This window comes from Streptomyces lunalinharesii, assembly GCF_039532155.1.
GTDB lineage: Bacteria > Actinomycetota > Actinomycetes > Streptomycetales > Streptomycetaceae > Streptomyces > Streptomyces lunalinharesii.
Window position 1 is genome coordinate 17,661 of the sequence record NZ_BAAARK010000005.1, and the last position, 14,891, is coordinate 32,551.

At 68.4% G+C, this 14,891-nt stretch carries 11 protein-coding genes and 1 tRNA gene; 5 read left to right on the forward strand and 7 right to left on the reverse strand.

The window, feature by feature from the left end; all coding sequences use genetic code 11:
• Genes dnaJ through dnaK form a run of 3 tightly spaced genes read right to left on the reverse strand, consistent with a single transcriptional unit; the run spans position 1 to position 3,764 of the window.
• Positions 1-1,179: a molecular chaperone DnaJ gene (gene dnaJ / locus ABD385_RS09615; protein ID WP_344574660.1), complete on the reverse strand. Its 1,179-nt coding sequence runs from the start codon at positions 1,177-1,179 to the stop codon at positions 1-3.
• 45 nt (positions 1,180-1,224) lie between these two features.
• Positions 1,225-1,911, reverse strand: a complete 687-nt coding sequence (gene grpE, locus ABD385_RS09620) for a nucleotide exchange factor GrpE (RefSeq protein ID WP_344574661.1) — start codon at positions 1,909-1,911, stop codon at positions 1,225-1,227.
• Positions 1,908-3,764 carry a molecular chaperone DnaK gene (dnaK, locus tag ABD385_RS09625; RefSeq protein WP_344574662.1) on the reverse strand — a complete coding sequence of 619 codons (1,857 nt, stop codon included), beginning with the start codon at positions 3,762-3,764 and terminating at the stop codon, positions 1,908-1,910. The genes grpE and dnaK overlap by 4 nt, the downstream gene beginning before the upstream one ends.
• A 333-nt stretch (positions 3,765-4,097) precedes the next feature.
• On the opposite strand from dnaK, the gene ABD385_RS09630 reads away from it, so the two are divergent.
• The gene (locus tag ABD385_RS09630) at positions 4,098-6,368 is read left to right on the forward strand and encodes a (Fe-S)-binding protein (RefSeq protein WP_344574663.1); all 2,271 of its coding nucleotides are present in this window, start codon (positions 4,098-4,100) and stop codon (positions 6,366-6,368) included.
• A 627-nt stretch (positions 6,369-6,995) separates the two neighbouring features.
• Positions 6,996-7,925, forward strand: a complete 930-nt coding sequence (locus tag ABD385_RS09635; RefSeq protein ID WP_344575017.1) for a Yip1 family protein — start codon at positions 6,996-6,998, stop codon at positions 7,923-7,925.
• A gap of 123 nt (positions 7,926-8,048) precedes the next feature.
• Here ABD385_RS09635 and ABD385_RS09640 read toward each other — a convergent pair whose 3' ends face one another.
• From ABD385_RS09640 to ABD385_RS09655, 4 genes are all read right to left on the reverse strand, one after another.
• A complete protein-coding gene (locus tag ABD385_RS09640; protein ID WP_344574664.1) occupies positions 8,049-9,635 on the reverse strand; it encodes a ricin-type beta-trefoil lectin domain protein in 1,587 nt (528 codons plus the stop codon).
• Positions 9,636-9,788: 153 nt separating this feature from the next.
• Positions 9,789-10,286 (reverse strand): phosphoribosyltransferase, encoded by a 498-nt coding sequence (locus tag ABD385_RS09645; RefSeq protein WP_344574666.1) that lies wholly within the window; start codon positions 10,284-10,286, stop codon positions 9,789-9,791.
• Positions 10,287-10,335: 49 nt separating this feature from the next.
• Positions 10,336-10,911, reverse strand: a complete 576-nt coding sequence (dcd, locus tag ABD385_RS09650) for a dCTP deaminase (protein ID WP_344574667.1) — start codon at positions 10,909-10,911, stop codon at positions 10,336-10,338.
• A 140-nt stretch (positions 10,912-11,051) separates the two neighbouring features.
• Positions 11,052-11,210: a hypothetical protein gene (locus ABD385_RS09655; RefSeq protein ID WP_016573140.1), complete on the reverse strand. Its 159-nt coding sequence runs from the start codon at positions 11,208-11,210 to the stop codon at positions 11,052-11,054.
• 279 nt (positions 11,211-11,489) lie between these two features.
• Here ABD385_RS09655 and ABD385_RS09660 point away from each other — a divergent pair.
• The 3 genes from ABD385_RS09660 to ABD385_RS09670 all read left to right on the forward strand — a co-directional run bounded on the left by ABD385_RS09660 (position 11,490) and on the right by ABD385_RS09670 (position 14,853).
• Positions 11,490-11,563 (forward strand) — tRNA-Gly (locus ABD385_RS09660).
• Between the two features lie 299 nt (positions 11,564-11,862).
• Complete coding sequence (locus ABD385_RS09665) at positions 11,863-12,189, forward strand: trypco2 family protein (protein WP_344574669.1); 327 nt, start codon at positions 11,863-11,865, stop codon at positions 12,187-12,189.
• Between the two features lie 9 nt (positions 12,190-12,198).
• Positions 12,199-14,853: a S1 family peptidase gene (locus ABD385_RS09670; protein ID WP_344574670.1), complete on the forward strand. Its 2,655-nt coding sequence runs from the start codon at positions 12,199-12,201 to the stop codon at positions 14,851-14,853.
• Positions 14,854-14,891 lie beyond the last annotated feature (38 nt).

Sequence of the window (14,891 nt, forward strand, 5' to 3'; positions counted from 1 at the left end):
TCATGCTCCCTTCGCGGCCTGGAACAGCTCCGCCCGCGGGTCCGGGCCCGCGGTCGCCTCGCGATAGGACTCCAGCGCTTCCCTCGCCTTGTCGCCGAGGTCCTTGGGAACGACCACCTCTATGGTGACCAGCAGGTCACCGCGGGTGCCGTCCTTGCGGGTCGCGCCCTTGCCGCGGGCCCGCATAGTGCGCCCGTTGGGGGTGCCGGCCGGCAGCTTCAGCGTGACCGGCGGGCCGCCCAGCGTCGGCACCTTGATCTCGCCGCCGAGCGCGGCCTCCGGGAAGGTGACCGGCACCGTGACGGTGAGGTTGTCGTCCTTGCGGCCGAAGACCGGGTGGGCGTCGACGTGGACGACCACGTAGAGGTCACCGGCCGGGCCGCCGTGCTCGCCCGGGGCGCCCTTGCCGCGCAGCCGGATGCGCTGCCCGTCCGCGACGCCCGCGGGGATGCGGACCTGCATCGTGCGGGCGCTGGACGCGCGCCCGCTGCCCTTGCAGACCTCGCAGGGCTGCTGCGCGATCAGGCCGCGGCCCTTGCAGTCGGCGCACGGGTCGGTGAGCGAGAACCCGCCGCCCCCGCCCCGGCTGACCTGGCCGGTTCCGACGCAGGTCGGGCAGACCCGGGGGGTGCCGTTCTTGTCGCCGGTGCCGGAGCACGCCTTGCAGGGCGCCTGGCTGGACATCCGCAGCGGGACCGTGGCCCCGTCGACCGCCTCGGTGAAGCTGAGCGTCACCTCGGACTCGATGTCCTGGCCGCGGCGCGGCTGCGTACGGGTGGTGGTGGAGCCGCCGCGGTTGAACAGGCCGCCGAAGACGTCCCCGATCCCGCCGCCGAAGCCGCCGGACCCGGCGGTTCCGCCCGCGCCCCCGGCGCCTCCGAAGAGGTCGCCGAGGTCGAAGTTGAAGCTCCCGCCGCCGGGGCCGGCCCGGAAGCCGCCGTTGCCGAACAGCGCCCGGGCCTCGTCGTACTCCTTGCGGCGCTTGGCGTCGCCGAGCACGTCGTTGGCCTCGGAGATCTCCTTGAAGCGCTCCTCGGCCTTGGCGTCGCCCTTGTTGGCGTCCGGGTGGTTCTCCCGGGCGAGCTTGCGGTACGCCTTCTTGATCTCCGCCTCGGTGGCGTCCTTGGGGACGCCGAGGACCTTGTAGTAGTCCTTCTCAACGAAGTCCTTGGTGCTCATCCTCGACGTCCCTCCTTCCGGGCGGATCCCTGCTCAGCCCGTACGTCAGCCCTTCTCCGGGCCACCGTTTTCCTTGTCCGCAGCCTTGGCACCCTTGGCTCCCTTGCCGCCCTTGGCGCCCTTGGCCTCCTCCTCCGAGGAGGACTTGGCGCCCTGCGCGCCCGGCTGCGGCTCGGCGACCGCGACCCGCGCGGGGCGGATCGTGCGCTCACCGATGCGATACCCGGGCTGCAGGATGGCGACGCATGTCGTCTCCGTGACGTCGGGCGCGTACGAGTGCATCAGGGCTTCGTGGATCGTCGGGTCGAAGGGCTCGCCCTCCTTGCCGAACTGCTGCAGCCCGAGCTTGGCGACCACGGTCTCCAGCGACTCGGCGACCGACTTGAAGCCGCCGACCAGCTCGCTGTGGTCCCGGGCCCGACCGATGTCGTCGAGCACCGGCAGCACCTCGGACAGCAGGTTCGCCGCGGCGACCTCCTTGACCGTCACCCGGTCGCGCTCGACCCGGCGGCGGTAGTTCTGGTACTCCGCCTGGAGCCGCTGGAGGTCGGTGGTGCGCTCGTTGAGCGCGGTGCGCACCTGGTCCAACTGGGCCTGGAGCGCTACGTCCTGGACGTCCCCGGCCGGGGCCGAGCCCGCCTTGTCGGCGGACTCGGCCTGCGCCGCGTCTTCGGAAGCGGCGTCGGAAGGGACGTCGGGCTTCTCGTCGAAGCCCGGGGTCTCCTCCGTCACGCCGCACCGTCCTTCTTCGGCTTCTCGTCGTCGACGATCTCGGCGTCGACCACGTCGTCCTCGGGCTTGGCCTGCTGGCCGCCGGCGGCGCCCTCGGCACCGGCCGCACCCTGGGCGGCCTGGGCGTCGGCGTACATGGCCTGGCCCAGCTTCTGGGAGACGGCCGCGACCTTCTCGGAGGCGGTCTTGATCTCGGCGGTGTCCTCGCCCTTGAGCTTCTCCTTCAGCTCGCCGACGGCGGACTCGACCTCGGTCTTGACCTCGGCGGGCACCTTGTCCTCGTTGTCCTTGAGGAACTTCTCGGTCTGGTAGACCAGCTGCTCGCCCTGGTTGCGGGTCTCGGCGGCCTCGCGACGCTTGTGGTCCTCCTCCGCGTACCGCTCGGCCTCCTCACGCATGCGGTTGACCTCGTCCTTCGGCAGCGAGGAGCCGCCGGTGACGGTCATCTTCTGCTCCTTGCCCGTGCCCAGGTCCTTGGCGGTCACGTGCATGATGCCGTTGGCGTCGATGTCGAAGGAGACCTCGATCTGCGGGACGCCGCGCGGGGCCGGCGGCAGGCCGGTCAGCTCGAACATTCCGAGCTTCTTGTTGTACGCCGCGATCTCGCGCTCGCCCTGGTAGACCTGGATCTGCACGGACGGCTGGTTGTCCTCGGCCGTGGTGAAGATCTCCGAGCGCTTGGTCGGGATCGTGGTGTTGCGCTCGATCAGCTTGGTCATGATGCCGCCCTTGGTCTCGATGCCGAGGGACAGCGGGGTGACGTCCAGCAGGAGGACGTCCTTGACCTCGCCCTTGAGGACACCGGCCTGGAGGCTGGCGCCCATGGCGACGACCTCGTCCGGGTTGACGCCCTTGTTGGCCTCCTTGCCGCCGGTCAGCTCCTTGACGAGCTCGGCGACGGCGGGCATGCGGGTCGAGCCGCCGACCAGGACCACGTGGTCGATCTCGGACAGCTGGATGCCGGCGTCCTTGATCACGTTGTGGAACGGGGTCTTGCAGCGGTCGAGGAGGTCCGCGGTGAGCTGCTGGAACTGCGAGCGGGTGAGCTTCTCGTCCAGGTGCAGCGGGCCCTCGGCGGAGGCGGTGATGTAGGGCAGGTTGATCGTCGTCTCGCTGGACGACGACAGCTCGATCTTCGCCTTCTCCGCGGCCTCGCGCAGGCGCTGGAGCGCCATCTTGTCCTTGGAGAGGTCCACGCCGTGGCCGTTGGCGAACTGCTTGACCAGGTAGTCGACGACGCGCTGGTCCCAGTCGTCACCACCGAGGTGGTTGTCACCGTTGGTGGCCTTCACCTCGACCACGCCGTCGCCGATCTCCAGCAGCGACACGTCGAAGGTGCCGCCACCGAGGTCGAAGACGAGAATGGTCTGGTCTTCCTTCTCCAGACCGTAGGCCAGGGCGGCCGCGGTGGGCTCGTTGACGATGCGCAGGACGTTGAGGCCCGCGATCTCACCGGCTTCCTTGGTGGCCTGGCGCTCGGAGTCGTTGAAGTACGCCGGGACGGTGATGACCGCGTCGGTGACCTTCTCGCCGAGGTAGGACTCCGCATCCCGCTTCAGCTTCTGCAGGATGAACGCAGACATCTGCTGCGGGTTGAAGTCCTTGTCGTCGATGTTGATCTTCCAGTCAGTGCCCATGTGGCGCTTGACCGAACGGATCGTCCGCTCGACGTTGGTCACCGCCTGGCGCTTGGCGACCTCGCCGACCAACACCTCGCCGTTCTTGGCGAAGGCGACGACGGACGGCGTGGTCCTGGCGCCCTCGGCGTTGGTGATGACGGTGGGCTCACCGCCTTCGAGAACACTGACGACGGAGTTCGTCGTGCCCAGGTCGATGCCGACCGCACGTGCCATTTCGATTCCTCCAGCTGACTTGAGTGGAACAGGCTCAAGGGTGCAGTACCGATCCGAACCTGTCAACAGACCTGAGTCGGAGGCGCTCAAGTTTTATGTCGCGCTTATCGTCATCGGGTCGCTGCGGAGGACGCCCGGGGGCCGCCCGGCGGTTGCCCGCGCGACACAGATCACCGGCCGGGCGGCTTCATGGGGCCCGGAATACTGGGTAACCTCAGCGCAGACCCGAAAAGTTACCGCTTAGTAGTTCCGCTCAGATCTCCACGGCCCGGCCGTTCCGATCGCGCGGATTCCTGAAGATTTCTCCGCTCTCGCAGGTCCGAGGAGCCTCCCATGCAACTCGCCGCGATCATCGTGTCGCTGGTCCTAATCGCGGTCGGCGTCGCGCTATTCGGCCGCGCCATCCTGCAGATCTACCGCCAGGTCCGGCTCGGCCAGCCCGTCCCCGCCGGCACCCGCACCGACGAGCCCGTGCAACGCACGGTCACCGTGGTCAAGGAGTTCCTCGGCCACACCCGGATGAACCGCTGGGGCGTCGTCGGCGTGGCGCACTGGTTCGTGGCGGTGGGCTTCTTCTCCCTGCTGCTGACGATCGTCAACGCCATCGGACAGCTCTTCAAGGCCGACTGGCTCCTGCCGATCATCGGCGACTGGACGCCGTACAACGTCTTCGTCGAGTTCGTCGGCACCATGACGACGCTGGGCATCCTGGCCCTGATCGTCATCCGGCAGCTGTCGAAGCCGAACCGGCCGGGCCGCAAGTCCCGCTTCGCCGGCTCCAACTTCGGCCAGGCGTACTTCGTCGAGGCCGTCATCCTCATCGTCGGCATCTGCATCTTCACGCTGCACGCCCTGGAGGGCGCCCAGCACCACGTGGACGGCTACGAGGCCTCGTTCTTCATCTCGTACCCGGTCGTCGCGTGGCTGAAGGGGATGAGCGTCGGCACGCTCCAGAACCTCACCTACTTCTTCGCCGGCCTGAAGATCGCCACCTCGTTCATCTGGATGATCACGGTCGCGCTCAAGACCGACATGGGCGTGGCCTGGCACCGCTTCCTGGCCTTCCCCAACATCTGGTTCAAGCGCGAGGCGGACGGCGGCACGGCGCTCGGCGCCCTGCTGCCGATGGCGTCGGCCGGCAAGCCGATCGACTTCGAGGACCCGGGCGAGGACGACCAGTTCGGCGTCTCCCAGGTCGAGCACTTCTCGTGGAAGGGCCTGCTGGACTTCTCCACCTGCACCGAGTGCGGCCGCTGCCAGTCGCAGTGCCCCGCGTGGAACACCGGCAAGCCGCTCTCCCCGAAGCTGCTGATCATGTCGCTGCGCGACCACGCGCACGCCAAGGCCCCGTACCTGCTCGCCGGTGGCGGCAAGGACGCCGAGGGCAACGAGAAGGCGACCGAGGAGCAACTCAAGGACGTCCCGGCCGCCGCCCTCGCGGAGGCCGAGCGCCCGCTGATCGGCACCCTCGAAGAGAACGGCGTCATCGACCCCGACGTGCTGTGGTCCTGCACCACGTGCGGCGCCTGCGTCGAGCAGTGCCCGGTCGACATCGAGCACGTCGACCACATCGTCGACATGCGCCGCTACCAGGTCATGATCGAGTCGGCGTTCCCGTCCGAGGCGGGCACGATGCTCAAGAACCTGGAGAAGAAGGGCAACCCCTGGGGCCTGGCCAAGAAGCAGCGTCTGGCCTGGACCAAGGAGGTCGACTTCGAGATCCCGGTCGTCGGCAAGGACATCGAGGACCTCACCGAGGTCGACTACCTCTACTGGGTCGGCTGCGCCGGCGCCCTGGAGGACCGCGCCAAGAAGACCACCAAGGCGTTCGCCGAGCTGCTGCACATCGCGGGCGTGAAGTTCGCGATCATGGGCGGCGACGAGGCGTGCACCGGTGACTCCGCGCGCCGCCTGGGCAACGAGTTCCTCTTCCAGCAACTCGGCCAGCAGAACGTCGAAGCCCTCAACGCGGCCTTCGGCGAGGACGGCGAGGACGAGTCGACGAAGAAGCCGCAGGCTTCCAAGAAGATCGTCGCGACCTGCCCGCACTGCCTCAACACGCTCGGCAACGAGTACCCGCAGCTCGGCGGCGACTACGAGGTCATCCACCACACCCAGCTGCTCCAGCACCTCATCGACGAGGGCAAGCTCGTCCCGGTCACCCCGGTCGAGGGCCTCATCACCTACCACGACCCGTGCTACCTGGGCCGCCACAACAAGATCTACACGCCCCCGCGCGAGATCATCGGCAAGGTCCCGGGCCTGCGCAACGAGGAGATGCACCGCCACAAGGAGCGCGGCTTCTGCTGCGGTGCCGGCGGCGCCCGGATGTGGATGGAGGAGCGGATCGGCAAGCGCATCAACAACGAGCGCGTCGACGAGGCCCTCTCCCTCAACCCCGACATCGTCTCCACCGCCTGCCCGTTCTGCCTCGTCATGCTGACCGACTCGGTCAACGGCAAGAAGAACGACGGCAAGGCCAAGGAGTCCATCCAGGTCGTGGACGTCGCCCAGCTCCTGCTGGACTCCGTCAGGACGCCGCTGGACCCCCCGTCCGACGACGAGGAGCCCGCGGACGCGCCGGAGCCGGAGCCGGTGAAGTGACCTGACGGCGCCCCGTCCGCCGCCTTGGAGTTCTTCCCACGTTGTCGGCCGTCCCGCCGTGGTGGTTCGCTTTTGCGCCTGCGGCGCGGGCGGGGTCCGCTGCGCGGGGCGTTTGGGTGCGGTGTCGGGCCTGCGGGGGTGGTGTGCAGGACTGCTGCGCTTTACGTCCTGCACACCACCCCCTCCGGCCCGCCACCTCCCGTTGAGGGATGGGGAAATACGGGTGAGGGGACCCCAGGGTGAGGGGTCCGGTGTCCGTCTCACTTCACCGACGAACCCGCACCGGCCCCGCCGGGCGTACCCCCGACGTGCCTCTCCTCCACCCACCCACGGGAGGAGACGGGTTGGCGGGAGGTGGGGTGCCCGGACGTAAAGCGCAGCAGTCCGGGCACCCCACCTCCCGCCAACCCGGCACCGCACCCCAACAAGCCCCGCGCAGCGGCAACGCCCGCCGCAGGCGCAACGGCGAGACGCCGCACGGCGGGACCGGCCGACAACGCGGGGCGAAGCCCCGAGGGGAACCCCCTAGGGGATGTCACAGCTCGGCCCCAAAGGGCCGATGCCCCTCCACGCGGCCCCACCCGCGCAGCGGGACCAGGTACTTTCGAAGGCGTGGCTGGATTCAGGATGGGGCGCGGACGAGATGCCCGACCCGCGCAGAACGGACAGCAGGCGGGGCAGCAGGAGCCGCACGGGTACGGCCCGCCGGCGCCGTACGGGCAGCAGCCCCCGCAAGGACAGTGGCCCTCGGCGCCGCAGGCGTACGGCGCGCCCCAGGGCGGGCCGGGCCCGCAGGGGCAGCCCGAGTACTTCGGCGACGGCGGCTACCAGACGGCGGAGCCCACGCATCCCGCCTACGACAACCTCAACAACGCACCGGGGCACACCCAGCAGTTCAGCGTCGGCGAGGCCCCGGACGCCTACGGCGCGTACGGGGACGGCTACGGGCCGGCCGACGACCAGTACGCGGCGGGCGGCACCTACCGCGCCGGCCAGACCAGCGCGCCCCCGGCCGGCCCGCGGCTGCCGTGGCAGCAGTTGCTGTCCGGCGTCGTGCTGCGGCCCACGCCCACGTTCTGGCAGATGCGGGACCACGCCCTGTGGGCCCCGGCGCTGATCGTCACCTTCGTCTACGGCCTGCTCGCGGTCTTCGGCTTCGACAAGGCCCGCGAGGACGTGCTCAACCAGACGATGGGGAACAGCGTCCCGTGGGTGCTGATCACCTCGGTGATGTTCATCCTGGGCAGCCTGATCCTGGGCGCGGTCACCCACACCATGGCCCGCCAGCTGGGCGGCGACGGTGCCTGGCAGCCGACCGTCGGCCTGTCCATGCTGATCATGACGATCCCGGACGCGCCGCGGCTGCTCTTCGCCATGTTCCTGGGCGGCGACAGCCCGTTGGTGCAGGTGCTGGGGTGGGCCACCTGGCTCGCCACCGGCTACCTGCTGACCTCCATGGTCAGCAAGTCGCACGACCTGCCGTGGCCCAAGGCCCTGGGCGCCTCCGCGATCCAGCTGGTCGCGCTGCTGGCCCTGGTGAAGCTCGGCACGCTGTAACAAGCGCGCGAAGCGGTCCGGCCACGGCTTGAGGGGCCCGCTGCGGAGGGACGTCACCGACGTCTCCCGCAGCGGGCCCCTCGTCGTGTCGCGGCAGGACCGCTCACCGCTTCCGGCGGCCGGTCAGGCGAACCGCTGGCCCGCCGACCCGTCGCACTTCTGGAGCCGCAGCGGGTCCTTCGCCGCGCCCAGCGTCAGGCACAGCGAGGGGGCCGCGGTCGGGCGGAGCGTGCCGCCGTCCCGGGCGAACTGCTGGTTGGCCGCGCCCGAGCAGTTCCACAGCACCAGCGCGGCGCCGGCCTCGTAGCGGGCGCCCGGCACGTCCAGGCACCTCGCCTGGGTCAGCTCCACGTGCAGCGACTTGCGGCCCTGGTCGTACCACCAGCCCTGGTTGCGCTGCCCGTTGCAGTCCCAGCCGCCCACCGCGGTGCCGTTGCGGGACAGCCCGCCGGTGGCGTCCACGCAGGTCCCGGTCGCGGCGTTCTTCAGCGGCCGGTAGGCGTCGTCCCAGGCGCCCGGGTACAGCTCGGGCCGCCCGGTGTTCGCCGGGTCGGCGCAGGACGCCTCGCGCAGTTGCGGCGCCGCGTACAGCTGCGTCAGGCAGGACGCGAACGCGCCGTGCCCGCGGGCGTTGGGGTGGAAGGACTGCCGGACCGAATTGGCGTCCGGCGGGAAGGGGTTGGTGATGTTCACGTACAGCCCGCGGGCCCAGGTGTCCGACATGCACACCTCGTGCCCGTGGAAGAGCCGCGAGGAGTCAAGGTAGGTGACGCCGGTGTCCTGCGCGCTCTTGCGCATGCCGCGCTCGAAGGCCGGCACCGCCGCGTTGCGCCCCCAGCCGGAGTCCGAGGTGTACCCGGTGCACCCGCCCGGGATCTTCCCGGGGAAGTTCGGGTTGTCCTCGACGTCCGGACCGATCGGGCTCGGGTACGACATCACCACGAACCGGTAGTCGCCGTCGGCGTACCCGGCGTCCCGCATCACGGTCCGCAGGTCCCGCACCGTCGCCTCGACCTTCGGCACCAGCCCGTCGACCCGGGCCTGCCAACCCGGCTGGTACTTGGGCTCGCAGGTGCCCTGGAGCAGGAACCAGCGCTCGACGCAGTCCGTCATCACCGGCCCGAACTGGAGGTCGTCGTTGGCGCCGGCGACCAGCAGGACCATTTTCAGCCGGGTGTTGCGCGCCGCGATGGCCAGGCTGTCGCTCTGCACCAGTTCGTCGGCGTACTGCTTGCTGCCGCCGATCCGGATGTTGCCGGTGTACGCGCCCGAGCACGCGACGTTGTACGTCACGTCCGCCGCGATGCCGGTCCGGTGGATCGCGGAATCCGGCGACCGGTGGCACCAGTTGGTGGGCCCGTCGGTGCCCGGCTCGTACGTCCCGACACCCTCCCCGGCGATCTCGCTGTCGCCCAGCGAGATCAACGAGGTCTTCCGCTCGTCGAGCGGCCGCACGGCGGCGTCGCCGTACAGCTTCGTCGCCTCCTGTGCCCGGATCCGTTCCAGTTGTGGCGACAGCGGCGCAACGGCCGGCCGCCCGGCCGTCGTTGCGGTGCCCACCGTCGCGGTCCGGGCCGGGGCGGCGCTCGCACCGCCCGCCGTCACCGTGAACGCGGCGGTCAGCGCCGCCGCCGACACCGCCACGGCGGCCCGTAACCGCCGCCCTCGCCCCCGTCCGCTCCACTGCGGCCCGCGTCTCGCACGCACCATTGGACCTCCCCTCCGGTCTGCTGTTACCGCCGGTTTCTACTCGGAGGTAGTGACCGGTGGAACACCCGGAACAGAACTGGCCGAAAGGCGCGCCACAAAACGCCGCGAGCCCGCCGGAACGGCGGGCTCGCGGGAAGGTCGTGCGGCGGTGCGTCAGGCGTCGAGGATCTGACCGTCGCGCCGGACCACCGGCGGCTCGACGCTCCACGGGAAGTTGATCCAGTCGTCCGTGCGCTTCCAGACGTACTCGCACTTCACCAGCGAGTGCGACTTCTCATAGATCACCGCGCTGCGGACCTCGGCGACGGTGCCCTGGCAGAAGTCGTGCACCAGCTTGAGCGTCTTGCCGGTGTCGGCGACGTCGTCCGCGATCAGCACCTTCTTGTCCGAGAAGTCGATCGCGTTGGGCACCGGCGCGAGCATCACCGGCATCTCCAAGGTGGTGCCCACCCCGGTGTAGAACTCGACATTCACCAGGTGAATGTTCTTGCAGTCCAGCGCGTACGCCAGCCCACCGGCCACGAACACGCCGCCCCGGGCTATCGACAGCACGATGTCGGGCTCGTACCCGTCATCCGCGATCGTCTGCGCCAGCTCGCGGATCGCTCCGCCGAACAGCTCGTACGTCAGGTTCTCCCGCACGTCACCCACGACTCTCCCAGACCTCTTCCTCGTCTCCGGGGCCCGCACCGGCCCCGCCTCACACCTGCGTACGGTGGAAGTTCTTGAACGACCGCGACGCGGTCGGACCGCGCTGCCCCTGGTACCGCGAGCCGTAGCGCTCGCTGCCGTACGGGTGCTCCGCCGGCGAGGCCAGCCGGAACATGCACAGCTGCCCGATCTTCATGCCCGGCCACAGCTTGATCGGCAACGTCGCGACGTTGCTCAGCTCCAGCGTGACGTGCCCGCTGAACCCCGGGTCGATGAACCCGGCGGTCGAGTGCGTCAGCAGCCCCAGCCGGCCCAGGCTGGACTTGCCCTCCAGGCGGGAGGCGAGGTCGTCGGGGAGCGAGATGACCTCGTACGTCGAGGCCAGCACGAACTCGCCGGGGTGCAGGATGAACGCCTCGTCGCCCTCCGGCACGACCTCGCGAGTCAGGTCGGCCTGCTCGACGGCGGGGTCGATGTGCGGGTAGCGGTGATTCTCGAACACCCGGAAGTAGCGGTCGAGCCGCACGTCGATGCTGGACGGCTGCACCATCACGTCGTCGTAGGGATCGATGCGCACCCGACCGGCGTCGATCTCGGCCCGGATGTCCTTGTCTGAGAGAAGCACGCAGACGAGGATACGCGCCCGCGCCCACCCCTCCGTACGACGAGGGCCCGGCCCCCATCGGGGACCGGGCCGCACGAACCTCACCTCGACGTCACGCCTGAAGATCGCCGCCGACCTTCACCGCGACCCCGCGACCGCCGCTATCGCTTGGCGTGCTCCACCGGCACCGAGTGCCGCAGCCGAGCACAGCGCGGGCAGCGCAGCAGCCGCCCGGGACCGAGCCGGTCGGTGGTCTGCATGGGGAACGAAGCGGTGCTGAAGACGTGCCCCTCGGCACAACGTACGACGGTGCGCTCCATCAAGTCCCTCTCCCAACTGCGTGGACAACAAAAGCCACATTAGGGGATGAACTGGGTGCACTCGAAGGCGGCACTCCGGTGCCCCACCGTACGCCTCAACTCCCGTGCCGCGCACCCGCGTACCGCCCCGCGGAGCCCGCCGCACCACCTCCCCGACGGCGCCCCCGGACACCCCGTCCCCACCCGGACATGCCAAATGCACCGCGGTACGGCGATGGGGTAGAGTGTGCGAGGACGCTCCGCCTCCAGACTGGTTCACTCCAGACCGGGCGGTGTTACGCGGGTGTAGTTTAATGGTAGAACATGAGCTTCCCAAGCTCAGAGCGCGGGTTCGATTCCCGTCACCCGCTCCACGCAAAAGCCCCAGGTCAATGGCCTGGGGCTTGCTTGTTGTCTAGACCTGCTGTGGGCTCGCGTGCCCTCTACGTGCCCCAACTCGGCGGGAACCAGCGAGTTATGGGGCGACAAGCTGCCCCCAGTCCCCCGCGCCGGCCATCGATCTCGAATGGCGAGACGCAATTCATGTGACGTGCACCACCGAAGCATCGAATAATTGCCGACTTGCGCTTGCGAAGTGCACCGGTTCCAGGCTTTGGGTAGCGCTCGTCAGTGGCCAACTGGCCTACTGGTGCCCGGAGATAAGGGGGACAACATGGAATCCAGCGGTACCGAGTTGGCCGAGGCGCTCAAGGCCGTCCGCGACGGCCTCGCAGCAGCGCAACGGGACGGCGAGGGATCGCCCTTCCGCTTCACGGTCAAGGACGTGACGCTTGACCTCGGCATCGAGCTACGGCACTCGGCCTCTGCGGGCGGCGGAGTGAAGGCGTTCGTCGTCTCCGCCGACGCACGCGGTGAACGGGAAAAGACCGAGACCCACAAGCTGACCGTGAACCTGCAGTTGCATCGTGCGGAGGACCATCTGATCTCGGATGAGGGGCGAGGGTTCGACTCGCTCCCGGGCGAAGCACCCCTGTCCTGAGAGACCCGCGTGAGCGCACTCCTCCGCCAACGGACGGTTGAGGTCCACAATCCTCGTGATGGGACGTTCGGTTCCGGGAGCATCATTGCCCCTGGCCTCATCCTCACCGCAGCCCATGTGTCCTGCCGACAAGGTCCAGACGGTCGACCGGTGTTGGTCCGTGCCCTCGAAGGGGGGTCAACTGTAGAGGCACAGGTGATTTGGCACGACGCAGAGCTGGACAGCGCGCTGCTTCAGGCCGACCGAGGGAACCTCGGAGCGGGAGTGCCGATCGTGAGATGGGGAGAGCTCACCTGCGAGCACCCGGGTAACAGGCCCCTGTGCACGGCCGTCGGCTTTCCCAAGATTATGCGACGACGTTTCCTTCGCAGGTCAAAGGAAGTCATGGTCAGCGACCCGAAAGTCGTCCACGGACACATTGATCCGACGACGGCTTCCCGGACCCAGCGCTATGCGTTCGAGGTGGACGGCCCCCATGGCAACGAGTCCGCCATGTGGCGGGGCATGTCCGGTGCTGGGATCTTCTGCGAGGGACTGCTAGTCGGCCTTGCCACTCAGGCTCCCGAAGACTGGCAGGCTTCCTTACTTATCGCGACTCCAGCCTGCTGGCTCCTCGCAGCCGAAGGCTTCGCCAAGACGTTGAGCACCGCCACCGGCCGACCAGCCCGCCTTCAACCTGCCGACCTTCGAGGGCTGCTTGACGATCCGCCCGATCCGCGACTGTCCGCTTCCTACCTGCTCTCGGCCCATGCTCAGGTGGTCCCGTTGACAGGAATGGACGAGCAGTCCGCGCTCTTGGCGCAATGGTGTAAATCCAATCGCAGGGTCGACGTAGCCGCGATCACTGGCACGGGCGGCGTCGGCAAGACACGGTTGGCCAGTGAATTGCTACGCCGTCTCACCGAGGAGAAGTCCAACCTCGACCCTTCCGTAGCCTGGACGGGCGGATTCTTATCCGAGACGCCCCAACGAAGTGATCAATACGCGGCCCTGGCCACAGCGAACCGGCCGATGCTGTTGGTCGTCGATTATGCGGAAGCGCGTCTAAACCAGGTCGAGGAGTTGCTGACCGTTCTGACTCAGGGTTGGGGCACGGCCCATCCCGTTCGCATACTTCTCTTGGCGCGCGATGAAGGCAGTTGGTGGCCCCCGTTTCGTCGCACGCACCAGGGAAACACTGCGATGGGGACGGGGCTCCACGTCGAGGTAAACGACTGCGTGGAGCCCCAGACCTCTGTCGCTGCATACGAGGCCGCGCGGAGTTCGTTCAAAGAACGCATCCGCACGTTGAAGGACGCTGGAATCGAGGACGACTGGGCTTCTGCCACAGCCCCAGAGTCTAAGCCGAAGCGCCTTGAGGCAAATGCGATGCGCCCCACTCGGCTTTCCTTGCACGTAACCGCTCTCGCCGATGTCCTCACGGAGGAAAACCCAGCATTCGCAGAGTACGGCGACCCGGTCAACGTGCTCTTGGCCCACGAGGAGCGCTACTGGCACCGGATTGCGCGTGCGCGCGGGCTCGACGATGTCTTCCGCCGCCAGCCTGGCCTCCTGCCGGCCATGGTCGCAACTCAAAGTCTGCTCGGCGCCAGCAATAGGACATCCGCACGAGCCGCCATCACAGCTGGACTGGAGGCTCACCACCGTGGCCTTCCGGAAGGGGCAGGTCCAGACGCACAACTCGTGGATGCCGTCGAAGCAATGCTCACCGCTCTGTATCCGGCTGCCGGCGGCGCACGCTGGGGAACCATCGGCCCCGACCTCCTTGCTGGAGAAGTCATCAGCGAGGTCGAAGAAGTAAGCGATCACCAGTTCATCGCCGACGTCCTCCAGAATCCAGCGCTGGAGGAAAAGCAACGGCGGCAGGGACTCACAGTCATTTCACGAGCAGCCGACGAGCAACCAGCGCTCGCGGCAAGCGCCGCCAAGGCCGTTGCATCAGCACCCGACATGCTCCTCCCGCTAGCAACTCTCGACGTCGCCGACCAACTTGGCACGCGCGCGGCATTGCGATGGATCACCGAGATCAAGACCGCCGTCGAAGACAGGGCGCGGGGATCCGCACCAGACCCAGCGCTGTCGAGGTGGGCAACCGACATGGCGGATCAGGCGCTCAGTAGGCTGCACACCAGAACAGCTGCCGCAGCCGCCATCACACGGACGCCTCCTTCTGACCAGCCGAACTGGGAAGACGTCGAAGGTGAGGCGCAACACGTGCTCTCACTGTTGCAAGACGCACGGTCACAGGCAATCCAACATGGTCTCAATTCCGGCTACCGCTCATGCGGGTCCTACCGACACATCGCCGACGTAATCGTGCAACTGAGTTGGGTCAACGGGGCGAACATCGATGCAGCCGTCGTCGAGAGCGTCTTCCAAGGCAGATTGCAGCACCTCATGGATAAGCCACTCGTCCTCGGTATCGCCAACGCCTGCTACTCCATCGCCGGGCAGCCTTTCGATGACCAGTCCACGCGTGCACTGGCTTCTGCTGTCGACGGCGTAATCGCCCTTGCTAGGAGAGTCCGCTCGTCGCCTTCCGGGCCTAAGCCGCCCACTCACGGAGGCCCTGTCGGCAGTGGCGGAAGCTACATGTCCCTCGACGACTTCCTCCGCCTGCAAAGCGATCGCTACGGCAGTCGATCGGGCGACCAGAACAGTTAGCCCCAATTCAGGCGATGGTGGGTGCGGGATATGTCCCG

Bases quoted from the DNA above. Each gene is read 5' to 3' on its own strand.
- dnaJ (WP_344574660.1), bottom strand. From the start codon at position 1,179: ATGAGCACCAAGGACTTCGTTGAGAAGGACTACTACAAGGTCCTCGGC.
- dnaK (WP_344574662.1), bottom strand. From the start codon at position 3,764: ATGGCACGTGCGGTCGGCATCGACCTGGGCACGACGAACTCCGTCGTC.
- ABD385_RS09630 (WP_344574663.1), top strand. From the start codon at position 4,098: ATGCAACTCGCCGCGATCATCGTGTCGCTGGTCCTAATCGCGGTCGGC.
- ABD385_RS09635 (WP_344575017.1), top strand. From the start codon at position 6,996: ATGGGGCGCGGACGAGATGCCCGACCCGCGCAGAACGGACAGCAGGCG.
- ABD385_RS09640 (WP_344574664.1), bottom strand. From the start codon at position 9,635: ATGGTGCGTGCGAGACGCGGGCCGCAGTGGAGCGGACGGGGGCGAGGG.
- ABD385_RS09655 (WP_016573140.1), bottom strand. From the start codon at position 11,210: ATGGAGCGCACCGTCGTACGTTGTGCCGAGGGGCACGTCTTCAGCACC.
- ABD385_RS09665 (WP_344574669.1), top strand. From the start codon at position 11,863: ATGGAATCCAGCGGTACCGAGTTGGCCGAGGCGCTCAAGGCCGTCCGC.